Consider the following 24791-nt stretch of genomic DNA (forward strand, 5'->3'; position numbering starts at 1 on the left):
TCACATCAGCACGATGTCGTACTGCTCCTGGGAGTAGTGGCTCTCGACCTGGAAGCGAATGGTCTTGCCGATGAACGCCTCCAGGTCGGCCACGGCCGCGGACTCCTCGTCGAGCAGCCGATCCACCACCGGCTGAGAGGCCAACACCATGTAGGTTTCGGCGTTGTAGGCGCGCTCTTCACGCAGAATCTCGCGGAAGATCTCGTAGCATACCGTCTCGGCGGTCTTCAGGGTGCCGCGGCCGCTGCAGGTGGGGCACGACTCGCACAGGGTCTGCTCCAGGCTTTCACGGGTACGCTTGCGCGTCAGCTGTACCAGCCCCAGCTCGGTGACGCCGGTGCACTTGGTCTTGGCGTGATCGCGCTCCAGCGCCTTCTCGAGCACCCGCAGCACCTGGCGCTGATGCTCCGGGTCCTCCATGTCGATGAAGTCGATGATGATGATGCCGCCGAGGTTGCGCAGGCGCAGCTGGCGGGCGATGGCGTTGGCCGCCTCGAGGTTGGTCTTGAAGATGGTTTCCTCGAGGTTGCGATGGCCCACGTAGCCGCCGGTATTGACGTCGATGGTGGTCATCGCCTCGGTGGGGTCGATCACCAGGTAGCCGCCGGACTTGAGCTGCACCTTGCGCCCCAGCGCCTTTTGGATCTCGTCCTCGACGCTGTAGAGGTCGAAGATCGGCCGCTCCCCGGGGTAGTACTCGATACGCGCCGAGGAATCCGGCATGAACTCCTCGGCGAACTCGAGCAGCTTGACGTAGTTCTCCCGCGAGTCGATGCGCACCTTCTCGATCTCGTCGCGCATCAGGTCGCGCAGGGTGCGGATGAACAGCGGCAGGTCGTCGTAGATGACACTGGGTGCCGGCGCGGTCACCTTGCGCTCGCTGACCTTGCGCCACAGCCGCAGGAGAAAATGCATGTCGGCATAGAGTTCCTCCTTGCCCACGTTCTCCGCTGCCGTGCGCACGATGAAGCCGCCGGTGATCTCGATCTCCTGCTCGGTCTGACAGAGCTCGAGCAGCTCGCGCAGACGCTCGCGCTCGCGCTCATCCTCGATGCGCTGGGAGACGCCATGATGGGGGGAGTCGGGCATGTACACCAGGTAGCGCGACGGCACCGAGAGATGGGTGGTCAACCGCGCTCCCTTGGTGCCGATGGGGTCCTTGGTGACCTGGACCACCAGAGCCTGGCCCTCGTGCAGCAGCTGGCCGATGGACGCCTGCTCCTCCGGCGGGGTGCCGGGCGGCATCACCTCGTGGGCATGGATGAAGGCCGCACGATCGAGGCCGATATCGACGAAGGCCGCCTGCATGCCGGGGAGCACCCGCACCACGCGACCCTTGTAGATATTGCCAACGATGCCGCGTCGGCGCGTCCGCTCGATCAGCGCCTCCTGCAGCACGCCATTCTCCACCACCGCCACGCGGGTTTCCATCGGCGTCAGGTTGATCAGTACTTCGCCGCTCATGCGGAGGTCCTTGTCCAGTTCAGTCTTCGCCGCATTATGACATAGTGATGCGGCTAGACAGCATTACCGACTGCGTGCCACAGCGGCACGCCCTGTCGTTCGAGCAGCCGCGCCGTCTCGAACAGCGGCAACCCGACCACCGCCGAGTGGCTGCCCTCGATGCGTTCGACGAAGATCGCCGCCAACCCCTGGATGGCGTAGCCGCCCGCCTTGTCGGCCGGCTCACCGGTAGCCCAGTAGGCCGCCATCTCCCTTTCGTCGATCCGGCGCATGCACACCCGCGTGGCCACGCAGGCGTCGAGCAGGCCGGCAGGCCCCGTCACGGCCACGGCGGTAAGCACCTCGTGAGCGCGCCCCGACAGCAGGCGCAGCATGGCGGCCGCCTCGGCGCGGTCGGCAGGCTTGCCGAGAATCCGGCCGTCGCATACCACGGCGGTATCCGAACCCAGCGTCGGCAGCGTGGTGAGCCGTCCTCCCGCCACCGCCTTGTCCCGCGCCAGACGCACGACATAGGCTTCCGGGCGCTCTCCGGCAAGTGGTGACTCGTCGATGTCGACCGGCCTCACTTCGGCCGCCACGCCAATGCTGGCCAGCAGCTCGCGCCGCCGCGGCGAGGCCGACGCCAGACACAGTACGGCAGGGCTCGACGCCTCGGTCATGGGAGCCGCTCCATCAGTCGTGACTCAGCAGGCGACGTTCCAGCGCCTGGAACATGGTGACCAGCCAAGGCCACAGCGCCGCGCCGATGAGCGATGGCAGCAGGAAGGCGAGGTGCATCGAGAAGGGGCCGAACAGGGTACGCAGCCACTGCTCGACCAGCTGCACCAGCCCCAGCAGCACCAGGATCAGCAGCGCCTGCTGGACCAGGGAGTAGGTGCGAAAGCGCGGATAGACCAGCGCCGAGAGGAAGGCCAGCAGCGACAGGGTCAAGGCGTTCTGGCCCAGCGGGGCGCCTTCGATGAGATCGAGCAGGATGCCGAGCACGAAGCCGTGCAGCACACCGACCCGGTCGGGCGTGGCCATGCACCAGTAGATCAGCATCAGGCCGAGCCAGTCGGGACGCCAGATCTGCCAGCCTTCGGCCAGCGGCATCACCTGCAGGCACAGCGCCAGCAGCAGGGTGACCCACACCCAGGCCAGAGGCGTTCGCGGTCCGCTCGGCATCAGCTCTGCTCCTCCGTGGCGGGAAGGAGGGAGGCGTCGACCTCGCCCCCCTCGCTCTCCTCGGGTTCGGGCAGTTCGCGATCCCACATCTCATCCTCCGGGACCGGCGCCGGCTCGGGCGGGAAGATCAGCAGGAAGTGTCGCGAACGCTGCAGGCGCGCCACCGGCTCGGCCGTCACCCGGGCGAAGGGCTGACCCGGGTCGTGCACCACCTCGGTGATTCTTGCCACCGGATACCCCGGCGGGAAGCGCCCGGCCAACCCGGAGGTCACCAGCAGATCCCCCTCGCGGATGTCGGCCGTGTCGGGCACGTGCACGACGCGCAGGGAGTCGTACTGGCCGCTGCCCTGCAGCACGAAGCGCAGCCCGTTGCGATTGACCTGGACCGGCAGCGCATGGCTGGCATCCGCCACCATCAGCACCCGGCTGGAGTAGGCCGAAACGGCCGTCACCTGCCCCACCAGCCCCGAGGCATCCAGCACCGGCTGGCCCACGTAGACGCCATTGCGACGCCCGCGATCGATCACCATCTGGTGGGTGAACGGGTCGGAGTCCAGGGAGAGCAGCTCGGCGGTGATGTACTCCGCCTCCGAGCGCGCCGCGGCACCCAGCAGCTCGCGCAGGCGCACGTTCTCCGCTGTCAGGCTCGACATGTGCTGCACCCGGTGCGACAGGTGCAGGATCTGCTCGCGCAGCCGGCGGTTCTCCTCCACCAGGCCACGCTGGTCGGAAAGCGCCAGCGACCCCCAGGCCAGAATGTCGCTGGGCACGGCGACCAGCCACTGGATCGGCGCCACGACGGTGGTCAGCTGCGCTCGGACCTCTTCCATACGGGTAAAGCGGTGATCGACGAACATCAAGGCAGAAGCGGCCACCGCACACAGCAGCATGCGGTAACCGGGCACAGAACCGTGCGAGAACAGCGGTTTAATAGACGTTCCCCCCGCACCGGGCGCAGCACGTCGGCTGGCCGCGCCTGTTCATCCGTCGATTCGCACTGGTAGGCGGTCTGGCGCCAGCGTCAGTCGCTCGAGAGCAGCTCGAAGGTGTGGCGATCGATCATCTCGAGCGCCTTGCCACCCCCACGCGCCACGCAGGTCAGCGGGTCTTCGGCCACGATCACCGGCAGGCCGGTCTCCTCGGCGATCAGCTTGTCGAGGTCGCGCAGCAGGGCGCCACCACCGGTCAGCACCAGGCCACGCTCGGCGATGTCGGAAGCGAGTTCCGGCGGTGACTGCTCCAGCGCGCTCTTGACCGCGGCGACGATCGAGGAGAGCGTCTCCTGCAGGGCGTCGAGAATCTCGTGGGAATTCAGGGTGAAGCTGCGCGGGATGCCCTCGGCCAGGTTGCGCCCGCGCACGTCGATCTCGCGCAGTTCGCCGCCGGGGTAGGCGCAGCCGATCTCCTCCTTGATGCGCTCGGCGGTGGCCTCGCCGATCAGGCTGCCGTAGTGGCGCCGCACGTAGGCGGAAATGGCCTCGTCGAAGCGGTCGCCGCCGACGCGGATCGATTCGGAGTAGACCACGCCGTTGAGCGAGATGATGGCGATCTCGGTGGTCCCACCACCGATGTCCACCACCATCGAGCCCTGGGCGTCGTCCACCGGCAGGCCGGCGCCGATGGCAGCGGCCATGGGCTCCTCGATCAGGAACACCTCGCGCGCACCGGCGCCCTCGGCGGATTCCTTGATCGCGCGGCGCTCGACCTGGGTCGACATGCAGGGCACGCAGACCAGCACCCGCGGGCTCGGCGTCAGGAAGGTGCTCTGGTGCACCTTGCGGATGAAGTGCTGCAGCATCTGCTCGGTGACGGTGAAGTCGGCAATGACGCCGTCCTTCATCGGCCGAATCGCGGTGATGTTGCCCGGCGTACGGCCCAGCATGCGCTTGGCATCGGCGCCGACCGCGGCCACGCTGCGCATGTTGCCGGACTGGCGAATGGCCACTACCGACGGCTCATCGAGCACGATACCGCGACCGCGGACATAAATCAGTGTATTGGCCGTACCCAGATCGATGGAAAGATCGCTGGAGAACAGCCCCCTCAAGCGTTTGAACATGGACGTCGTTACCTAGTGCAGACCGGGGACCAGTGCGGAGGCAAACGGTATCATCGCGGCCCCCGTGCAGCAAGCGACATGGCGCCGCCGCGGGTGCGAGAAGAGTGCCCGCCACGCGCCGGATATGGTACCTTTTCCTGCTGTGCATAACACTCCCAATCCGTGCGAGGACACTCAGCTCATGGCGCTTGAACACGCAGACGTGCAGCGGGCCGCCCATCTGGCCCGCCTCGGCCTGACCGACGACGAAGCCGCCCGCTACGTGGACGACCTAGGCCGCATTCTCGAGATGGTCGACATGCTCCAGGGGCTCGACACCGAGGGTGTCGCGCCGCTGGCTCACCCGCTCGACGTCACCCAGCGCCTGCGCGCCGACGAAGTCACCGAAAGCGACCAGCGCGGCCGCTTCCAGCGCTGCGCGCCGGCCGTGGAGAACGGGCTCTACCTCGTGCCTCGCGTCGTCGAATGAGCCCCGACCGCCCGTCGGTCACCTCTGGACCCACTTTCTCTCTCACGGCACGCCTTCATGGAGCCATGCCGCATGCATGACAAGACCCTGGCCGAACTGGCCCGTTCGCTCGACGCCGGCGAGTTCTCCAGCCGCGAACTGACCCAGCACCTGCTGGGCCGCATCGACCGCCTCGACGGCGAGCTGAACAGCTTCGTCACCGTTACCTACGACCAGGCCCTGGCCGCCGCCGAGGCCGCCGACAAGGCGCGCGCCGCGGGCGAGACAGCCCCGTTGACCGGCCTGCCCCTGGCGCTGAAGGACATCTTCTGCACCCAGGACATCAAGACCACCGCCGGCTCGCGGATGCTCGACAACTTCATCTCGCCCTACGACGCCACCGTGGTCGAGAAGCTCAAGGCCGCCGGTACCGTCAGCCTGGGCAAGACCAACATGGACGAGTTCGCCATGGGCTCCTCCAACGAGAACAGCCATTACGGTGCGGTAAAGAACCCCTGGGATCTCGCCGCGGTACCCGGCGGTTCTTCGGGCGGCAGCGCGGCGGCGGTGGCCGCCGGCCTGGTGCCGGCTGCCATCGGCACCGACACCGGCGGCTCGATCCGCCAGCCCGCCGCCTTCTGCGGCATCACCGGACTCAAGCCCACCTACGGGCGGGTGTCGCGCTACGGCATGATCGCCTACGCCTCGAGCCTCGACCAGGCCGGCCCCATGGCCCGCTCCGCCGAGGACTGCGCGCTGCTGCTGGGGGCCATGGCCGGCCACGACCTGCGCGATTCCACCTGCGTGGCGCGCGGCGTGCCCGACTACACCGAGGAGCTCGACACGCCCCTCGCCGGCCTCAAGATCGGCCTGCCCCGCGAGTACTTCGGCGACGGCCTCGATCCGCAGGTGGAGGCGGCGGTGCGCGACGCCATCAAGGTGTACGAGTCGCTCGGCGCCAGCGTGCGCGAGGTGAGCCTGCCGCACACCCACTACGCGATCCCGGCCTACTACGTCATCGCCCCGGCCGAGGCCTCGTCGAACCTGTCGCGCTTCGATGGCGTACGCTTCGGTCATCGCTGCGACAACCCCGCCGACCTGATCGACCTGTACAAGCGCAGCCGCGCCGAGGGCTTCGGCGACGAGGTCAAGCGCCGTATCCTGATCGGCACCCATACGCTTTCCGAAGGCTTCTTCGACGCCTACTACAAGAAGGCCCAGCAGGTTCGCCGCCTGATCCGCCAGGACTTCCTCGACGCCTTCGAGGAGGTCGACGTGCTGATGGGCCCGGCCTCGCCCACGCCGGCCTTCGACCTCGGCGCCAAGAAGGACCCGGTCTCGATGTACCTGCAGGACATCTACACCATTGCCATCAACCTGGCGGGCATTCCCGGCATGAGCGTACCGGCCGGTTTCGCCGGCAGCCGCCCCATCGGGCTGCAGATACTGGGCAGCCACTTCACCGAGGCGCGCCTGCTCAACGTCGCCCATCAGTTCCAGCAGGCCACCGACTGGCACCGTCAACGCCCCGCCTTCGCCGAGGAGAACGCCTGATGCAATGGGAAACCGTGATCGGGCTGGAGGTCCACGTCCAGCTCGCCACCCGTTCGAAGATCTTCTCCGGCGCCTCCACCGCCTTCGGCGCCGAGCCCAACACCCAGGCCTGTGCCGTCGACCTGGGCCTGCCCGGGGTTCTGCCGGTGCTCAACGAGGCCGCCGTGGCCATGGCGGTCAAGTTCGGCCTGGCGATTCATGCCGAGATCCCCGAGGTTTCGGTCTTCGATCGCAAGAACTACTTCTACCCCGACCTGCCCAAGGGCTACCAGACCAGCCAGATGTACCAGCCCATTGTCGGTGCCGGTGTGGTCGAGATCACCCTGGATGACGGCACGACCAAGCCGATTCGCGTCCACCACGCGCACCTCGAGGAAGACGCCGGCAAGTCGCTGCACGAGGACTTCCATGGCATGACCGGCGTCGACCTCAACCGCGCCGGCACGCCGCTGCTCGAGATCGTCTCCGAGCCCGACATGCGCTCGGCGAAAGAGGCCGCCGCCTATCTGAAGGCGATCCACTCCATCGTCACCTATCTCGGCATCTCCGACGGCAACATGGCCGAGGGCTCGATGCGCTGCGACGTCAACGTCTCGGTGCGCCCCAGGGGACAGGAGGCCTTCGGCACCCGTGCCGAGATCAAGAACGTCAACTCCTTCCGCTTCGTCGAGCGTGCCATCGCCTTCGAGGTGGAGCGCCAGATCGAGCTGCTCGAGGAGGGCGGCAAGGTGGTGCAGGAGACGCGCCTGTTCGATCCCGAGCGCGACGAGACCCGCAGCATGCGCACCAAGGAGGAAGCCAACGACTATCGCTACTTCCCCTGCCCCGACCTGCTGCCGGTGGTACTCGACCAGGCCTATATCGACCACCTGCGCGACAACCTGCCGGAGCTGCCCGCCGAGAAGCGCGCCCGCTTCGAGAACGAGCTGGGACTCTCCGCCTACGATGCCAGCGTGCTCTCCGCCACCCGCGAGATGGCCGACTACTTCGACGAGGTGAGGGACGTCTGTGGCGATGCCAAGCAGGCCGCCAACTGGGTCCAGGGCGAACTCTCTGGAGCCCTGAACCGTGAGAACCTGTCGATCAAGGACAGCCCGGTGTCGGCCCGCCAGCTCGGCGAGCTGATCGTGCGGGTCATCGACGACACCATCAACGGCAAGGCCGCCAAGCAGGTGTTCCAGGCGCTGTGGAACGGTCAAGGTGCAAGCGCCGACGACATCATCGAGGCCCAGGGGCTCAAGCAGGTCACCGACAGCGGTGCCATCGAGGCGATGATCGACCAGGTCATCGCCGACAGCCCGGCCCAGGTGGCCCAGTACCGCGATGCCGAACCGGACAAGCGCGGCAAGATGATCGGTTACTTTGTCGGTCAGGTGATGAAGGCCTCGCGCGGCACCGCCAATCCGCAGCAGGTCAATGCGCTGCTGAAGGAAAAGCTGGACGCGCTCTGCTAGGTCACAAGGCGCTGTCGTGTCAGCGACAGCGCCGGCTCCCCACGACGAGGAAACAGCATGTCGGATGATGTAGGCACACGTCTGCGTGCGCTGCGCACCCTGCGCGGCATTTCCCAGCGCGAGCTGGCCAAGCGCTGCGGTGTCACCCACTCCAGCCTGTCGCTGATCGAACAGGGCAAGGTCAGCCCGTCGGTCAGTTCGCTGAAGAAGATCCTCGACGCCATCCCCATCAGCGTCGGCGATTTCTTCACCATGGACATGGAGAGCCGCAACCAGGTCTTCTACTCGGCCGAGGAACTGGCCGACGTGGGTAGCGGCGAAGTCGTCTACAAGCTGGTCGGCGCCAATCGCGCCAGCCGCGCCCTGGCCTTCATGATCGAGACCTACCCGCCCGGCGCCGATACCGGCCGCGAGATGATCGCCCACCAGGGCGAGGAGGCCGGCGTGGTGCTCGAGGGCGAGATCGAGATCACCATCGGCGCCGAGACCCGCCTGCTCGGCCCCGGCGAGGCCTATTACTTCGACACCAACGTTCCCCACCGCTTTCGCAACCCCGGCAGCGAAGCCTGCCGGCTGGTGAGCTGCTGCACGCCGGCGCGAACCTTCTAGCCTGACGGATCAGCACCACCCATCCTGTACAAGTTTTCGAGAACCTGCCCTTGCGGCAGGTTTTTTTATTTCTATCCAAGCCAGAGAATATCGCGGTGGCTGCGAGGCTATGGCGCAAATAGCGTCAAATAATTGTACATTGTTTGTACAAGATATAGAGTGCGACTTGTACAACAAGAGCCCTCCCTACGAGCTCCTCCACGCAGAAGGAACGACAACCATGAAGGCCACGAACGCCAGCCTTGCCCGCCTCGGTATCCGCACTCGATTGCTTCTCGGTTTTTCCGCCGTGCTCGCCCTGATCGTACTGCTCACTGCCATCGGCATCGTGCAGGTCAACCGTATCGACCGCAGCCTCACCACCATCAACGACATCAATGGCGTCAAGCTGCGCCACGCCATCGACTGGCGGGGCAGCGTGCATGACCGCGCCATCCTGCTGCGCGACATGACCCTGGTCGAGACACAGCCGGAGTTGGCGGCGCTGCAGCGCGACTACCGGGCTCTGGCCGATGACTATCGACTCGCCGCCAACGGCATGAACGAAATGACGCGCGAAAGCGTCACGCCACGGGAGCAGGAGCTGCTTGCCGCCGTGGAGCGCCAGGCCGAAGCCACCCAGCGCATCGCGGCCGAAGTGATGGAACAGCGTGAACAGGGGAATTTCGCCGCAGCCAGGGAACGGCTGCTCAGCGCCGCCGGTCCGGCCTTCTTCGCCTGGCTCGACAGCATCAACGCCTTCATCGACCATCAGGAGGCCGAAAGCGCCGCCGATTCCGCCCTGGCACGCGATACCGCCGCCGGATTCCAGATGCTGATGCTGGCCCTGTGTCTCGCGGCAATGCTCCTGGGTGGCGGCATTGCCTATCTTCTCGCCCGCCAATTGCTGCGCGAGCTGGGCGCCGAGCCGCATGAGGTGCGCGCCTTCGCCGAGGCGATCGGCCGTGGAGAGCTGGCCACGGCCGGCCGCCTGCGCAAGAACGACGAACACAGCATCATGGCCGCCCAGGTCGGCATGGCACGCCAGCTACAGGAAATCGTCGCCCAGGTACGAGCCGCCGCCGAGGCAGTGGCCAGCAACAGCGAGCAGATCGCCGAAGGCAATACCGATCTCGCCTCGCGTACCCAGCAGCAGGCCAGCGCCCTGACGCAGACCGCCTCGGCCATGGAGGAGCTTAACGGCACCGTGGTTCAGAATACCGAGAACGCCGGCCAGGCCAGCCGCGAGGCCGAAAGCGCTTCGCACACGGCACGCCAGGGTGGCGTAGCGGTAGAGCAGATGGCGGCTACCATGAACGAGCTCGACAGGAGTGCCGGAGAGATCGCCAGCATCATCTCGACCATTGATGATATTGCCTTCCAGACCAATATCCTGGCGCTCAATGCCTCGGTGGAAGCGGCCCGGGCAGGTGAGCACGGGCGTGGCTTCGCCGTGGTTGCCGCAGAAGTGCGCAAGCTGGCCCAGAAGAGCGCCGATGCCGCCAAGGAGATCAATGAGCTGATCACCAGCAATGTGGAGCGTGTGAAGAGTGGCAATACCCGCGCCGCCGAGGCCCGCCAGGCCACCGAGGAAATCGTTGAAGCCATCGCACGCGTCAGCCAACTGATGCGCGAGATCAGCCAGGCCAGCGTCGAGCAGAGTGCCGGTGTCCAGGAAGCCGGGACCGCCGTAGCCGAGATGGACAGGGTAACGCAGCAGAACGCCACGCTGGTGAACGAAAGTGCCACGGCCGCCGGCAATCTGCGCCAGCATGCGCAACAGCTGATGACCGCCATGGCGGCCTTCCAGCTGCCGAACACTGCTCGCACAGATGGCCAAGGTGCGACGAACGAAGTGATGCTTACCGCACCACGGCCCATCATGCGCCAGTTGCAGCTCGCCGCGACGGAGCGTCAGCCGGAGTGGGCCAACTTCTAAGCCCCCGCTTGGCTGGGAATCCCTAGCTTCGTCCGCCCCCGTCAGGCAGCGCCTGGCGGGGGCGTTCAGCTTCGAGCTCCAGCCCGGCCCGCTCGACCAGCTCGGCGGGCAGCTCCTTCTTCACCGCCACCCCCAGTTCCTGGAATTCGGCGGCCTGCTTGATCAGGTTGCCACGACCGTTGACCAGTTGCCCCATGGCGCGGTCGTAGCTGTCGCGGGCGCCGTCGAGCTTCGCCTGCACCTCCTGCATGCTCTCGAGGAACAGGCGCAGCTTGTTGTAGAACCGCTCGGCACGATTGGCCAGCTCGGCGCTGTGGCGGCTCTGGTCCTCGAAGCGCCACAGCTGGCGCACGATGTTGAGGCTTGTCAGCAGCGTGGTCGGCGTGGCCACCAGCACGTTGTGCTCGATGGCGCGCTGGTAGAGGGTCTCGTCGTACTTGAGCGCCTCGACGTAGGCCGACTCCACCGGCACGAACATGATCACCACGTCCGGCGAGTTGAGCCCCGGCAGGTCGTAGTAGTGCTTGTCGGCCAGCTCATTGATACGCTCGCCCACCGCCGTGGCATGGGCCGCCAGGGCCAGCTCGCGTTCACGCTCGTCCTCGGCGTTGACGTAGCGCACGTAGGCGGCCAGCGACGTCTTGGCGTCGATCACCAGGTGGCGCCCCTGGGGCAGGTAGACCACCGCGTCGGGCCGCCGGCGACCCTCGGCCGTGGTGAAGCTGACCTCGCGCTGGTAGTCCTTGCCGGAGCGCAGGCCGGAGCCCTCGAGCACGTTCTCGAGCATCAGCTCGCCCCAGTTGCCCTGCACCTTCTTCTGCCCCTGCAGCGCCTGGGTGAGGCGCTCGGCCTGGTCGGTGATCTCACGATTGAGCGCCTGCAGGTGCCTGAGCTCGGCGCGCAGCCCGGCGCGCTGCTCGGTGTCGTGGCGGTGGATCGTCTCGACCTTCTCGCGAAAGCCCTTCATCTCGGCCTGGATCGGCTGCAGCAGCCCGCTGATGCGCTGCTGGGAGAGTTCGGAGAAGGCGCGCCCCTTGCGTTCGAGAATCTCGTTGGCCAGGTTCTCGAACTCCTGGCGCAGCTGGTCGCGGCCATCGCGCAGCAGCGCCAGCTGCGCCTCGAAGTGCTGCTGCTTCTGCTCCAGGGTGGTGGCCAGGCGCGCCTCGCGTACCTGCACCTCGCCCAGTTCGCGCTGAAGCTGCTCGAGGCGCTGCTCACGCTCGGTGAGCCGCTCGCGAAGCTCGGCGTGAATGACCGCATGCCGCTCCCGCTCGACGCCGCGCTGCCGCCCGGCAAGCAGGCCGGCCAGGCCGAAGGCGAGCAGAAACGCCAGCAGCGCAGTCAGTGCCATGACGTAGCCCAGAGGAAGAGCGGCCAGCAGCGTGGTGAGATCGGTCAAGGGCATTCTCCTGCTGCAGCAAAGGGATAGCTCGCAAGTCTCCTCAATACCGCCGAGTTTGTCACGGCCTGCATCGCATCCCACCTGGCATCGTTCATCGTTTCTTCGTCCGCCCAGCCATCAACGAACGGCATCCAGGCGTCAACGCAGGGTCATGCTATCGTGAAAGCCAGGCTCTACTGACGCACCTACCCATGCTCGATTTCCTTGCCCGCTCCGAAAGCCATGCCTGGCACCAGCAGCTGGCTCGCCTGCTGCGCACGGCGGCGACCCCCGACTTCCCCGCCAGGCTCGATCAATCCCTGCGCGAGCTGGTGGGTCACGAAACCGTGCTGATCAACGCCTATCGGGGTCGTCGGCAACCGCTGCTGATCCACGACGACTACCCGCCACACCGCCACGAGCAGGGCGTCGAGCGCTACCTGAGCCAGGCCTATCTGCTCGATCCCTTCTTCGCCGCAGTGAGCAATGGCCTGGACCAGGGTGCCCATCGCCTGCGCGAGCTGGCCCCGGATCGCTTCGAAGCCAGTGAGTACTACGCCCACTACTATCGTGCCTTGGGCCTGGTCGATGAAGTCGGCATTTTCTGCCGGGTCGAGGCGGAGGTGGTGATCGCCGTGTCGCTCGGCTTCGGGACGAAGTCGCCACCCTTGACCCGCCGCGCGCTGCAGGCGTTGCGCTACGTATCGCCCATTGCCGAGGCCCTGCTGACCGAGTACTGGAAATGGCAGGGAAGTCAGTTCCAGCAGCGTCTCGCGGAGCAGGAACCGGTGGAAGCCGCGCTTGCCAGCTTCGGCGCCGCGGTGCTGACGGCAAGGGAGCAGGAGATCGTGCGTCTGCTGCTGGCCGGCCATTCGACGAAATCGGCGGCCCGGGAACTCGACATCAGCGACGGCACCGTGAAGGTACACCGCAAGCACATCTATCAGCGTCTCGAGGTCTCCAGCCAGTCGCAACTGTTCCGGCTGTTCCTCGATCATGTGGCGCTGGTGTCGCGCCAGCAGGCGGTCTGAGACGCGAAAAAAAAGCCGGCCCCCCGGACATGGGGAACCGGCAAGTCGAGGATTTCCTAACAGGCGATGTCGGTAGCCTGTCGTGGTGAGCCCTCAGAGCGACAGCGACATCCACACGCTCTTCAGTTCGGAATACTCCTCCAGGCTATGATGCGACTTGTCGCGCCCGTTGCCCGACTGCTTGACCCCGCCGAAGGGCATCGTCTGGTCGCCCCCGGCCCAGTTGTTGACGAACACCTGGCCCGACTGCAGCCGTCGCGTCACGCGCAGGATGCGGTCGATGTCCTGGCTCCAGAGCCCCGCGGCCAGGCCGTAGGGCGTGTCGTTGGCCATGGCGATGGCCTCTTCCTCGCTGTCGAAGCCGAACACCGCCAGCACCGGGCCGAAGATCTCCTCGCGGCCGATGGTCATCTGCGGCGTGACGCCGTCGAACACCGTGGGCGGGATGAACAGCCCCGGGCCTTCCAGCGACTGGCCGCCAGTGCGCAGCCGCGCACCCTCCTCCACGCCCTGGCGGATGTAGTCGAGGATACGCCGATGCTGGGCCTCGTCGACGATGGCGCCCATGAAGCTCGCAGGGTCCAGCGGGTCGCCCGGTTGCATGCTCTCGGCGGCCTTGAGTACCCGCTCGACGACCTCGTCGCGGATCGCATTCTCCACCAGCAGCCGGGAGCCGGCGATGCATACCTCGCCCTGGTTGTGGAAGATCGCCGCGGCGGCGTGGCTGGCTACCCGGTCGAGGTCCTTGCAGTCGGCGAAGACGAGGTTCGGCGACTTGCCACCGCACTCCAGGTAGACCCGCTTGAGGTTGGATTGCCCGGCGTACTGCATCAGCTGCTTGCCCACCGCGGTGGAGCCGGTGAAGGCCAGGCAGTCGACCTCGTGGGAGAGCGCCAGGGCCTTGCCCACGGTATGGCCGAAGCCCGGCAGCACCTGGAACACGCCCTTGGGCAGGCCGGCTTCCTGGGCCAGCTGCGCCAGGCGCAGCGCCGAGAGCGGCGACTTCTCCGAGGGCTTGAGGATCACGCTGTTGCCGGCGGCCAGCGCCGGGGCGATCTTCCAGGCGGTCATCATCAGCGGGAAGTTCCACGGCACGATGGCCGCCACCACGCCGATGGGCTCGCGCAGCACCAGGGCCAGGGTCTCCTCGCCGGTGGGCGCCACCTCGCCGTAGAGCTTGTCGATGCACTCGGCCTGGTAGCGAATGCAGCCGATGGCGCCGGCCATGTCGCCCAGCGAGCTCGAGATGGGCTTGCCCATGTCGAGGGTGTCGAGCAGCGCCAGCTCGTGCTTGTGGGCCTCCATCAGGTCGGCCAGGCGCAGCAGGGTCTTCTTGCGCTTGGCCGGCGCCAGGCGCGACCACGCGCCGCCGGCGAAGGCCTGGCGCGCCGCCGCCACGGCGCGCGCGGCGTCGGGTTCGTCGCAGCTCGCCACCTGAGCGAGGATCTCGCCGGTGGCCGGATTGCGCGACTCGAAGGTGTCGCCGCTTTCGGCCGCGACGAAGGCGTCGTCGATGAAGGCCCGCGATTCGAAAGAAAGCTCGGCGGCCCGGGCCTGCCACTCGGCCAGGGTGCGGGGGGATGGCGTACGGCTCACGATCGGGACTCCTCTCTTGAAGGTGACTCTGCCGCCTGTTTTCGTGCGACCAGCCGCCGCTCGGTATCGTCCAGCGCTTGTCGGGCCAGGCTCACCAGTTCGTCGATCTCGGCGCGGGAGATGACCAGCGGCGGTGAAATGATCATCGTATCACCCACCGAGCGCATCACCAGGCCAAGCTCAAAGCAGATGTCGCGACACAGGGTGCCGGCACCGAGCGATTTGTCGAAGCGCCCGCCGGTGTCGGGGTCGACCAGCTCCAGCGCACCGATCAGGCCCAGCGAGCGCACCTCACCCACCAGCGGATGCTCAGCCAGGGTGGCCCATCGCTCGGCAAGGTAGGGACCAATGTCGTTGCGCACCCGCTCGACGACGCCCTCGGCCTGCATCAGCTCGAGATTCTTCAGCGCCACGGCGGCGCACACCGGATGGCCCGAGTAGGTGAAACCGTGGAAGAATTCACCGCCGCGCTCGATCAGCGTCTCGGCGACGCGGTCGCCCACCAGCACGCCACCGATCGGCAGGTAACCGGACGAGAGCCCCTTGGCAATCGGCATCAGGTCGGGCGCGAGGTCGTAATGCATGCTGCCGAACCACTCCCCCAGGCGGCCGAAGCCGCAGATCACCTCGTCCATCACCAGCAGGATGTCGTACCTGGCCAGCACCTCCTTGACCGCCGGCCAGTAGCTCTCCGGCGGGATGATGGCACCTCCCGCCCCCTGCACCGGCTCGGCGATGAAGGCGGCGACATTCTCCTCGCCGAGCTCGAGAATCTTCGCCTCGAGGGCCGCGGCGCACTCGCGACCGAAGGTTCCAGGATCCTGGCCCGCCGGCCGCCCTTCCCCAAACCAATAGGGCTGGCGCACATGGGTTATCTTCGGCACCAAAGGGCCGCCCTGGCCGTGCATCGGCGCCATGCCGCCGAGGCTCAGGCCGGCAACCGTCGAGCCGTGATAGGCGTTCTCGCGCGCGATGATCCACTGCTTGTCGGGCTTGCCTTCCAGCGCCCAGAAGCGGCGCACCATGCGCAGCACGGTATCGTTGGCCTCGGAGCCCGAGCCGGTGAAGAACACGCGGTTCATGTGCGCCGGCGCCAGCCGGCACAGCGCCTCGGCCAGCTTCACTGCCGGTGGATGGGTACTCTTGAAGAAGTTGTTGTAGTAGGGCAGTTCGCGCAGCTGCGCGGTAGCCGCCTCGACCAGTTCCTCGCGGCCGTAGCCCAGGTTGACGCACCACAGCCCGGCCATGGCGTCGAGGATGCGATGGCCCTCGCTGTCGTGAATGTAGACCCCCTCGGCGTGGGTGACGATACGGCTGCCCTCCTCCGCCAGTGCCTTGAAGTCGGTGAAGGGGTGCAGGTGGTGGTCACGATCCAACTGGCGGTAGGCCTGGGTCTGCATGGGTATTCTCCTGCTCAGATGGATAGCGACTCAGCAACGGCACGGTCGGCAAGATGGGCACGACAGGCAGCGGCGAAACCCACGAACAGGGCGTGGTAGAGCGGGTGCTCCTGTGTACGCCATTCGGGGTGCCACTGCACCGCCAGGGCGAAGGCCGGGGCTGCGACCACCGATACCGCCTCGATCAGCCCGTCCGGCGCCACCGCCTCCACTCTCAGGCCATCACCCAGGCGATCGATGCCCTGCTGATGCAACGAATTGACCGTCGCATGCGGCTCGGCATACAGCGCCGCCAGGCGACCACCGGCTAAAAGCTCGACATCATGCGCGGGGGCGTAGCGGGTCGCGTAGTCGGCCTCGGGCTCGCGATGGTCGGCAAGGCCGGGCACGTTCTGCACCGCCTGGTGCAGCGTGCCGCCGTAGGCCACGTTGAGCTCCTGAAAGCCGCGGCAGATCCCCAGCAGCGGCAGGCCGCGCCGAATGGCGGCGGGTATCCAGGCCAACGCCGCGGCGTCACGATGCGGATCGTCGCGGGTGTTTTCCGGTGCGCGCGCGGCGCCGTAGCGGGAGGGTTCGACGTTGGAGTAGCTGCCGGTGAGCAGCAGGCCGTCCAGGTGCGCGAGCAGGTCGCCGTCCACGGCGTCCTGCCAGACCGGCAGCATCACCGGCGCCAGGCCGTAGGCACGCAGCGCACTCAGGTACTTGTCGGTCACCACGTGGGCGGGGTGACCCTCCACCTCACGGCGACAGGCGATGACGCCCACCAGGGGTCGGCTCGGCATGACGGCCTCCTCGAAATCGTGCTGACAAAACAGTGTTGATTAAACTTTCCACTATCGAGACAAAAAAATCCACTCCACCTCCACCATCTCTCAATCAAGCTATACATACAAAGCGTTTTCGCGGAAAAACATGAGCAATACGCCACGACCAGTCGTAAAAGATTTGACAACAAAAACGCTTCATCGAAAGATAGGCACCAATGATGAACTAGCGACATTGACAGGTGCCCCATGCCGCCGCTCAGCGCCGACCAGGCCCGGGAGTTTCTCGCGCGCCATCCTGACATCGACAGCATCGACCTGCTGATCAGCGACCTCAACGGTGTCATGCGCGGCAAGCGCATCCCGCGGGACAAGCTGGAAAAAGTCTGCCAAGAGGGCGTCAACCTGCCGGCATCGGTCTTCGCCCTGGACATCAACGGCCACACCATCGAGGCCACCGGACTGGGCCTCGCCAGCGGCGACGGCGACCGCGTCTGCCGCCCTATCGGCGGCACGCTACTGCCATCGCCGTGGCTACGCAACGGCCGCCAGGGGCAACTGCTGATGACCATGGTCGAACCCGACGACTCCCCCTTCTTCGCCGACCCACGCCAGCTGCTGTCGCGCCAGCTGGGGCGACTGAGCGAGCGTGGCCTGACGCCCGTGGTCGCCGTGGAGATGGAGTTCTATCTGGTGGATCACGAACGCACCCCCGAGGGACGGATACAGCCGCCGCGCTCGCCCCGCAGCGGCGAACGCGCCAGCCAGAGCCAGCTCTACTCGATCGGCGAGCTCGACGAATACGCCGACTTTCTCGAAGACGTGCAGCGGGCGGCCGAACGCCAGGGTCTGCCACTCGATACGGCACTCAAGGAGTGCGCGCCGGGCCAGTTCGAGATCACCCTTTATCACTGCGACGATGCGCTCAGGGCGTGCGACAGCGCCGTCCTGCTCAAGCGTCTGATCAAGGGCGTGGCGCTCAATCACGGCTTCGAGGCCACGTTCATGGCCAAGCCCTATGGCCGCGAAGCCGGCAACGGCACCCACGTGCATCTCAGCATGCTCGACGCCAGCGGCCGCAACGTCTTCGCCGACGCGAGCGGCGATCCGCTCGGTAGCGCCACCCTGCATCAGGCCGTTGCCGGGTTGCTTGCGCTGATGCCGGCCTCGATGGCGATCTGCGCGCCCAATTTCAACTCGTTCCGGCGCTTCCAGCCCGGCCTCTACGTACCCATGACGCCCACTTGGGGCTTCGACAACCGCTCGGTGGCGCTGCGCATTCCCTCGGGCAGCAACGATGCCCGGCGCATCGAGCACCGGGTCGCCGGTGCCGACGTCAATCCCTACCTGCTGCTCGCCGTGCTGCTGGCCAGCATCGAGCACGGCATCGCGGAGCGGCTGGCGCCGCCCGCCCCCGTCGTCGGCAACGCCTATGAGCAGTTCGAGCCCACCCTGACCAACAGCTGGCACCGTGCCCTCGACCTGCTGGAAGCCAGCGAGCCGTTGCAGCATGCCCTGGGCCGCGATTTCGTCCACGTTTTCGTGGCCAACCGGCGCGCCGAGCGCGAGCTGGCCCTGCAGACGGTGAGTCAACTGGAGTATGCCTGGTACCTAAGACACGTGTAGGACAGGCAGGAAAGTCGCATCGCCCCGACCCAGGCCGGGGCGATGGAAGGGGAAAAATCAGCCGTCCGTGCTGGCCAGCGGCAGATCCCAGCGCGGCTGGCCCTCTTCGAGCAGCACGCGATCGCCCTGGGGCCGGTGATCGAGACGCGATACCTCGGTGAGTTCGCCGTGACGCCAGGTGACGTCATAGCCGACGGTCTCCTCGGCGCTATCCATGACCGTGTGACACTGGCGCTGCGTGGTGGTGTAGGTCTGGGTCTGGTTGGCCTCGATGCGCCCCTGGATCTCGCGTCCGGCGAAGCCACCACCCACGGCCCCCGCTACGGTGGCCAGCGTCTTGCCGCTACCGCCCCCGACCTGGTTGCCGAGCAGCCCGCCCACCACGGCGCCCGCCGCCGTACCGGCGATGCGATGCGGGTCGCGGCTGGGCGCCTGGGCCTGATGCTGCACCACGACGTCCTCGCATACCTCACGCGGCGTCTCGACGCTGCGGGTTACGGGCTGTACCGCCACGACCTCGGCGAACTGCGGCCCGCTCTCCCGGGGTGCCTGCTGTACCTGCCAGGCACCGAAGCCCAGTCCGCCGAGCCCCAGCACACTCAGTGTCGTTCCGATCACGATCGACTTGTTCATCACGCTCCTCCTGCAGGACGTCATGCCGCCCCGGGCTTTATCAGGCTCGGCTCGATGCGATGTGGAGGAGAGACGCGGGGCGGCGACTCCTTGCCGCCCGGGAATGGTTTCAGTATACGCCGCGCTCGGCCGGCGTTAAGCGCAGCGCAGCGGGTTCCACAATTTCTGACCCGCTGTCTGCCGCGGGCGACACTTCACCAGCCGAGCCGATCCCGCGTCGCGTAGTACCAGGCGCCCAGCGCCGAGAGCGGCACGCGCAGCAGCCGCCCGCCGGGAAACGGCAGGTGCGGCAGCCCGGCGAAGGCGTCGAAGCGCTCGCCCGCACCGCGCATCACCTCGGCGATCAGCTTGCCGGCCAGGTGCGAGCAGGTCACTCCGTGGCCCGAGTAGCCCTGGGCATAGTAGACGTTGTCGCGGAGACGACCGAACTGCGGCAATCGATTGAGCGTCATCAGGAAATTGCCGCTCCAGGCATAATCGATACGCGTATCGGCCAGCTGCGGAAAGGTCTTGAGCATCTTGGGTCGGATTACCGCGGCGATGTCCGAGGGATCCTGGCCGCCGTAGTTGACGCCGCCGCCGTAGAGCAGCCGGCCGTCGGCGGTGAAGCGGTAATAGTCGAGCAGATAGTTGCAATCCTCCACCGCCATGTCGTGGGGGATCAGCTCGCGACGCAGCGCTTCCGGCAACGGCTCGGTGGTGATGATCTGGGTGCCGCAGGGCATCGACTTGCTCTCCAGTTCCGGTAATACCCCCTGCAGGTAGGCGTTGCCGGCCATCACTACCCGCTGGGCACGCACGCTCCCCTGCGGCGTACGCAGCGTCACGCTCGCGCCGTGACGCACCTCGAGCACGGGCGTTTGCTCATGGATCGTGCCGCCCAGCGACTCGAACGCCGCGGCCTCGCCCAATACCAGATTGAGCGGGTGCAGGTGGCCACCGGAGTGGTCCACCAAGGCACCGACATAGCGCTCGCTGCCGATCTCGCGCCTGTAGGCCTCGCCCTCCAGCAGCTCCAGCTGCTGGTTACCGTAGCGCTCCCATAACGCCTTGTGCTCGCGCAGTCCGGCGAGTTGCTTGTGGTTGCAGGCGGCGAACAGGTTGCCCTCCTTCAGGTCGCAGGCAATAGCGTAGCCGGCGATGCGGTCGCGAATGATGCGATTGCCCTCGAAGGCCATGTCGCCCAGGGCCCGCGCGGTGTCGGTGCCGTACCGGGCCTCGATCACGTCCATGTCGCGGCTGTAGCTGTTGACGATCTGGCCGCCGTTGCGCCCGGAAGCGCCGAACCCCACCCGGGCGGCCTCCAGCACCACCACCCGATGCCCCTGTTCGGCGAGATGCAGGGCCGCCGAGATGCCGGTGAAGCCCGCCCCCACCACGCATACCTCGCACTCGACGTCGCCGACCAGGGCGGGACGCTCGGGCGCGGGGTTGGCCGTGGCCGCATAGTAGGACGCCACATGCTCGGCATTGGCTTGGGTCGACATAACTACCTCATGCTCAAAGAAAAGAGTTACCTTCCAGCCGTCATATCCTGCAGCATCGCCTGTCGCCGCCTCGCCTCGCTGCGCCGCATCAGGTACCAGGCGAGGAAGGTCGCCAGCGACACCGCCAGGATGATCAGCGTGGCCAGGGCGTTGATCTTGGGCGACACGCCCATGCGCACCGAGGAGAACACCACCATCGGCAGGGTGGTGGCGCCGGGGCCGGAGACGAAGCTGGCGATCACCAGATCGTCGAGCGAGAGGGTGAACGCGAGCAGCCAGCCCGCCGCGAGCGCCGGCGCAATCACCGGCAGGGTGATCTGGAAGAAGGTACGCACCGGGCGCGACCCGAGATCCATGGCCGCCTCCTCGATCGACAGATCCACCTCGCGCAGGCGCGAGGCCACCACCACCGCCACGTAGGCGCTGCAGAAGGTGGTGTGAGCGATCCAGATGGTGACCATGCCGCGGTCCGCCGGCCAGCCGATCAGCTGCGCCATGTGCACGAACAGCAGCAGCAGCGACAGGCCGGTAATCACCTCGGGCATCACCAGCGGCGCGGTAACCATGCTGGAGAGCGCGGTCTTGCCGCGAAAGCGGGCGAAGCGAACCATCACGAAGGCTGCCAGCGTACCCAGGCACACCGCCATGGAGGCGGAGAAGAAGGCGATGCGCAGGCTGGTCCATACCGCCGAGAGGATCTGCTGGTCGCGCAGCAGCTCAACGTACCAGTGTGCCGAGAAGCCCGCCCACACGGTGACCAGCCGCGACGAATTGAAGGAGTAGACGACCAGGATGATCATCGGCAGGTAGAGGAACACCAGCCCGACGATCAGCATCGCGGTGGTGAAGGATGGCTTGCGCATGGTCACTCCTGAAGCTCGCGGGACTGATAGCGATGAAACAGGGCGATGGGCACGATCAGGATCGCCAGCATCACCATCGCCAGCGCCGAGGCCACCGGCCAGTCGCGATTGTGGAAGAACTCCTCCCACAGCACCTTGCCGATCATCACCGTGTTGGGCCCGCCGAGCAGTTCGGGAATCACGTACTCCCCCACCGCCGGGATGAACACCAGCATCGAGCCGGCGATGATGCCGCCCTTGGACAGCGGCAGGGTGACCCGAAGGAAGGTGTTGAACTGGCGCGAGCCGAGATCCTCCGCCGCCTCCAGCAGCGAGACGTCGAGCCGCGTCAGGTTGGCATAGAGCGGCAGCACCATGAACGGCAGGTAGGCATAGACGATGCCGAGGATCACGGCGAAGTTGGTGTTGAGCATACGGATCGGCGAGTCGATCACGCCGGCCCAGATCAGCAGGTTGTTGACCAGGCCGTTGTTGCTGAGGATGCCCATCCAGGCGTAGACGCGAATCAGGAACGAGGTCCACGACGGCAGCATTACCAGCAGCAGCAGCACCAGCTGCCAGTGGGCCGGAGCGCGGGCCATGGCGTAGGCCATGGGGTAGCCGATCGCCAGGCACAGCACGGTGGCCAGCAGAGCGATCTTCACCGAGCCCCAGTAGGCCGAGACGTAGAGCGTGTCGGTGGCCAGGAACAGGTAGTTGCCGAAGCTCACGACGACGTTCAACGTCTCGTTGGCGTAGTTGAAGATGGGGCCGTAGGGCGGTATCGAGATGGCCGCCTCGGAGAGGCTGATCTTGAGCACGATGCCGAACGGCAGCAGGAAAAACAGGGTCAGCCACAGCAACGGCACGGCGATGACCCAACCGCGACCGGGCTTGAGCAGCCGCCGCAGGCGAGCGGTGTAGTTAGACATGCGGATCTCCCGGCGTCATGGGCTCAGTCGTGCAGGATGACGGCGCTCTGATCGTCCCAGTGGACGAACACCGGCTCGTCCCAGTGCGGCCGGTCGCCGCGGCGCTCGGTATTGGCCATGCTGGCCTTGACCAGCTGGCCACTCTCGAGCCTCACGTAGTAGACCGAGAAGCCGCCAAGGTAGGCGATGTCCTCGACGACCCCGTGCGCCCAGTTGGCCTCGACGCTCGGGCGCTCGCGGGACAGCCACGTCTTTTCCGGGCGAACCGCCACCCATACCCGACGCTCGTCGGCCTGGGTGCTGACGCCGTGGCCGATGCGAATCGAACGCCCCAACGCCGGGCTGTCGATCACGCAGTGGTCGGCCTCGTCGACCACGATCTCGCCCTCGAACAGGTTCACCGTGCCGACGAACTCCGCCACCATGCGATTGGCCGGACTCTCGTAGACATCCATCGGGGTCCCCACCTGAGCGATCCAGCCGTCGGCCATGATCGCCACGCGGTCGGCCATGGTCATGGCCTCCTCCTGGTCGTGGGTGACCATGATGCAGGTCACCCCGACGCGCTCGAGGATCTGCACCACCTCGAGCTGCATCTCGGTGCGCAGCTTCTTGTCCAGCGCTCCCATCGGCTCGTCGAGCAGCAGCAGCTTGGGCCGCTTGGCCAGCGAGCGCGCAAGGGCCACGCGCTGGCGCTGGCCGCCGGAGAGCTGGTGCGGCTTGCGCCGGGCATAGCCCTCCATGTGCACCAGCCTGAGCATCTCGGCCACGCGCTCGTCGATCTCGCGGCGCGGCAGTTTGTCCTGCTTGAGGCCGAAGGCGATGTTCTGCGCCACCGTCATGTGCGGGAACAGCGCGTAGGACTGGAACATCATGTTGATCGGCCGCTCATAGGGCGGCATGGCGGTAATGTCCACGCCGTCGAGCACCACCTGCCCTTCGCTGGGTTTCTCGAAGCCGGCCAGGATGCGCAGCAGGGTCGACTTGCCCGAACCGGAGCCGCCCAGCAGGGCGAAGATTTCGCCGCGACGGATCGACAGGCTGACGTCATCCACCGCCAGGACGCCGTCGAAGCGCTTGCTGACGCGGCGGATCTCCATCAGCGACTCATCGCGGGCCGGCCGCGGCTTGCCCACCGCGGCATCGCTGGCCGAACGCTCCACGACTCGTCGCGGCGTCTCGGCGGCTTGGGTCTGGGATTGCGGCATCACGACCTCTCCTCGACCAGACGGGAAGAACGGCCGGCCCTGCGGACCGGCAGCGGGGCCTCACATGCCGGACTTGACCCGGTTCCAGGTGCGCGTGCGTACGCGCTGTACGGCCAGAGGCTTCTCTTCCTGGACGTACAGGTTGTCCATCACCTCCTGGTCGGGATAGACGGAGGTGTCGTTGAGAATCTCAGGGTCGAGGAACTCGTTGGCGGCGATGTTGGGGTTGGCATACACCACGTACTCGGTGATGTCGGCGGCGATCTCGGGCTCGAGGATAAAGTTGATGAAGGCGTGGGCGTTGTCGGGGTTGGGCGCGTCGGCCGGAATCGCCATCATGTCGAACCACAGCGCCGCGCCCTCCTTGGGAATGGTGTAGGCGATCTCGAAGTCGCGCCCGGCCTCCTCGGCGCGGTCGGCGGCCTGGAAGATGTCACCGGAGTAGCCCGCCGCCACGCAGATGTCGCCGTTGGCGAGATCCGAGATGTAGCGCGACGAGTGGAAGTAGGTGATATTGTCGCGCACCGCGGCGATCAGGTCGCCGGCCGCCTCGATGTCCTCGGTCTTCTCCGAGGTCGGCGACAGGCCCAGGTAGGCCATGCCGGCGGAGAGCATGTCGTCGCCGGTATCCAGCATGGAGATGCCGCAGCCGCCCTCGTTCAACGCTGCGGTCACCTCGGGATCGAAGATCAGCGCCCAGGAGTCCAGCGGCGCGTCCTCGCCGAGGATCTCGGTGACCCGCTCGACGTTGTAGCCGATGCCGTTGGTGCCCCACATGTAGGGAATCGAGTACTGGCTGCCCGGATCGATCGACTCCAGCTGCTCCATCAGTTCGGGGTTGAGGTGCTCCATGTTGGGGATCTTGTCGTGGTCCAGCTCCTGGTAGACCCCGGCGCTGACCTGGCGGGTCAGGTAGTAGTTGGAGGGCACCACCACGTCGTAGCCGGAGCGGCCCGCCAGCACGGCGGCATCCAGCACCTCGTTGCTGTCGTAGACGTCATAGATCACCTCGATGCCGGTGGCCTCGGTGAACTTCTCCAGGGTGTCCGGCGCGATGTAATCCGACCAGTTGTAGACCCGCACCTCGTTGGCCTGGGCAGTAGCGGCCACGGCCAGGGAGCACAGTGCGGCGGCCCGCGTCAGCTTGCGTTGACATGACATGATGACACCTCTTGTTCGCATTGTTGTCGTACGCCTGGCCATGGCGCCGGCCAGGCACTT

Annotated in this window: 22 protein-coding genes; 7 read left to right on the plus strand and 15 right to left on the minus strand. The window is 66.6% G+C overall.

What is annotated here, in order from left to right; translation table 11 throughout:
• The 5 genes from rng to I4484_RS13675 all read right to left on the minus strand — a co-directional run bounded on the left by rng (position 1) and on the right by I4484_RS13675 (position 4687).
• Positions 1–1464: a ribonuclease G gene (rng, locus tag I4484_RS13655; RefSeq protein WP_197447818.1), complete on the minus strand. Its 1464-nt coding sequence runs from the start codon at positions 1462–1464 to the stop codon at positions 1–3.
• A gap of 53 nt (positions 1465–1517) precedes the next feature.
• Positions 1518–2123: a nucleoside triphosphate pyrophosphatase gene (locus tag I4484_RS13660; protein WP_197447819.1), complete on the minus strand. Its 606-nt coding sequence runs from the start codon at positions 2121–2123 to the stop codon at positions 1518–1520.
• Positions 2124–2136: 13 nt separating this feature from the next.
• Positions 2137–2628, minus strand: a complete 492-nt coding sequence (gene mreD, locus I4484_RS13665; RefSeq protein ID WP_197447820.1) for a rod shape-determining protein MreD — start codon at positions 2626–2628, stop codon at positions 2137–2139.
• On the minus strand, positions 2628–3518 hold the full coding sequence (gene mreC / locus I4484_RS13670; protein WP_197447821.1) for a rod shape-determining protein MreC: 891 nt from the start codon (positions 3516–3518) through the stop codon (positions 2628–2630). The genes mreD and mreC overlap by 1 nt, the downstream gene beginning before the upstream one ends.
• A 131-nt stretch (positions 3519–3649) precedes the next feature.
• Positions 3650–4687, minus strand: coding sequence for a rod shape-determining protein (locus tag I4484_RS13675; RefSeq protein WP_104201758.1), 1038 nt, complete (start codon positions 4685–4687; stop codon positions 3650–3652).
• 181 nt (positions 4688–4868) lie between these two features.
• Here I4484_RS13675 and gatC point away from each other — a divergent pair, with 181 nt between their 5' ends.
• The 5 genes from gatC (at position 4869) to I4484_RS13700 (ending at position 10670) form a co-directional block, all read left to right on the plus strand.
• Positions 4869–5156: an Asp-tRNA(Asn)/Glu-tRNA(Gln) amidotransferase subunit GatC gene (gene gatC / locus I4484_RS13680; RefSeq protein WP_197447822.1), complete on the plus strand. Its 288-nt coding sequence runs from the start codon at positions 4869–4871 to the stop codon at positions 5154–5156.
• 72 nt (positions 5157–5228) lie between these two features.
• Positions 5229–6689, plus strand: coding sequence for an Asp-tRNA(Asn)/Glu-tRNA(Gln) amidotransferase subunit GatA (gatA, locus tag I4484_RS13685; RefSeq protein ID WP_197447823.1), 1461 nt, complete (start codon positions 5229–5231; stop codon positions 6687–6689).
• Positions 6689–8143 (plus strand): Asp-tRNA(Asn)/Glu-tRNA(Gln) amidotransferase subunit GatB, encoded by a 1455-nt coding sequence (gene gatB, locus I4484_RS13690; RefSeq protein ID WP_197447824.1) that lies wholly within the window; start codon positions 6689–6691, stop codon positions 8141–8143. The genes gatA and gatB overlap by 1 nt, the downstream gene beginning before the upstream one ends.
• A gap of 57 nt (positions 8144–8200) precedes the next feature.
• Positions 8201–8752 carry a cupin domain-containing protein gene (locus tag I4484_RS13695; RefSeq protein ID WP_197447825.1) on the plus strand — a complete coding sequence of 184 codons (552 nt, stop codon included), beginning with the start codon at positions 8201–8203 and terminating at the stop codon, positions 8750–8752.
• A 220-nt stretch (positions 8753–8972) separates the two neighbouring features.
• Positions 8973–10670 carry a methyl-accepting chemotaxis protein gene (locus tag I4484_RS13700; RefSeq protein WP_197447826.1) on the plus strand — a complete coding sequence of 566 codons (1698 nt, stop codon included), beginning with the start codon at positions 8973–8975 and terminating at the stop codon, positions 10668–10670.
• Between the two features lie 22 nt (positions 10671–10692).
• Here the strand turns inward: I4484_RS13700 and rmuC are convergent, their stop codons facing one another.
• Positions 10693–12069, minus strand: coding sequence for a DNA recombination protein RmuC (gene rmuC / locus I4484_RS13705; protein ID WP_197447827.1), 1377 nt, complete (start codon positions 12067–12069; stop codon positions 10693–10695).
• Between the two features lie 194 nt (positions 12070–12263).
• On the opposite strand from rmuC, the gene I4484_RS13710 reads away from it, so the two are divergent.
• The gene (locus tag I4484_RS13710) at positions 12264–13082 is read left to right on the plus strand and encodes a LuxR C-terminal-related transcriptional regulator (RefSeq protein WP_111414303.1); all 819 of its coding nucleotides are present in this window, start codon (positions 12264–12266) and stop codon (positions 13080–13082) included.
• Between the two features lie 93 nt (positions 13083–13175).
• On the opposite strand, the gene I4484_RS13715 is transcribed toward I4484_RS13710, so the two are convergent.
• The 3 genes from I4484_RS13715 to I4484_RS13725 are packed head-to-tail and all read right to left on the minus strand — an operon-like array spanning position 13176 to position 16860.
• The gene (locus tag I4484_RS13715; RefSeq protein WP_197451047.1) at positions 13176–14681 is read right to left on the minus strand and encodes an aldehyde dehydrogenase; all 1506 of its coding nucleotides are present in this window, start codon (positions 14679–14681) and stop codon (positions 13176–13178) included.
• Positions 14675–16078, minus strand: a complete 1404-nt coding sequence (locus I4484_RS13720) for an aspartate aminotransferase family protein (protein WP_197447828.1) — start codon at positions 16076–16078, stop codon at positions 14675–14677. Before I4484_RS13720 ends, I4484_RS13715 begins: the two co-directional genes overlap by 7 nt.
• Positions 16079–16092: 14 nt before the next feature.
• A complete protein-coding gene (locus tag I4484_RS13725; protein ID WP_197447829.1) occupies positions 16093–16860 on the minus strand; it encodes a gamma-glutamyl-gamma-aminobutyrate hydrolase family protein in 768 nt (255 codons plus the stop codon).
• Positions 16861–17091: 231 nt separating this feature from the next.
• Here I4484_RS13725 and I4484_RS13730 point away from each other — a divergent pair, with 231 nt between their 5' ends.
• The gene (locus I4484_RS13730) at positions 17092–18468 is read left to right on the plus strand and encodes a glutamine synthetase family protein (protein WP_197447830.1); all 1377 of its coding nucleotides are present in this window, start codon (positions 17092–17094) and stop codon (positions 18466–18468) included.
• Positions 18469–18525: 57 nt separating this feature from the next.
• Here the strand turns inward: I4484_RS13730 and I4484_RS13735 are convergent, their stop codons facing one another.
• From I4484_RS13735 to I4484_RS13760, 6 genes are all read right to left on the minus strand, one after another.
• Complete coding sequence (locus I4484_RS13735; protein WP_197447831.1) at positions 18526–19101, minus strand: glycine zipper 2TM domain-containing protein; 576 nt, start codon at positions 19099–19101, stop codon at positions 18526–18528.
• Between the two features lie 194 nt (positions 19102–19295).
• Positions 19296–20588 carry an FAD-binding oxidoreductase gene (locus tag I4484_RS13740; protein WP_197447832.1) on the minus strand — a complete coding sequence of 431 codons (1293 nt, stop codon included), beginning with the start codon at positions 20586–20588 and terminating at the stop codon, positions 19296–19298.
• A gap of 26 nt (positions 20589–20614) precedes the next feature.
• Positions 20615–21451, minus strand: a complete 837-nt coding sequence (locus I4484_RS13745) for an ABC transporter permease subunit (protein WP_234283455.1) — start codon at positions 21449–21451, stop codon at positions 20615–20617.
• A 2-nt stretch (positions 21452–21453) separates the two neighbouring features.
• Positions 21454–22362, minus strand: a complete 909-nt coding sequence (locus I4484_RS13750; RefSeq protein WP_197447833.1) for an ABC transporter permease subunit — start codon at positions 22360–22362, stop codon at positions 21454–21456.
• A gap of 23 nt (positions 22363–22385) precedes the next feature.
• On the minus strand, positions 22386–23462 hold the full coding sequence (potA, locus tag I4484_RS13755) for an ABC transporter ATP-binding protein (protein ID WP_234283539.1): 1077 nt from the start codon (positions 23460–23462) through the stop codon (positions 22386–22388).
• A 168-nt stretch (positions 23463–23630) separates the two neighbouring features.
• A complete protein-coding gene (locus I4484_RS13760) occupies positions 23631–24731 on the minus strand; it encodes a polyamine ABC transporter substrate-binding protein (RefSeq protein WP_197447835.1) in 1101 nt (366 codons plus the stop codon).
• Positions 24732–24791 lie beyond the last annotated feature (60 nt).

It is taken from the genome of Halomonas sp. SS10-MC5, assembly GCF_015992245.1.
GTDB classification, from domain to species: Bacteria; Pseudomonadota; Gammaproteobacteria; order Pseudomonadales; family Halomonadaceae; genus Halomonas; species Halomonas sulfidoxydans.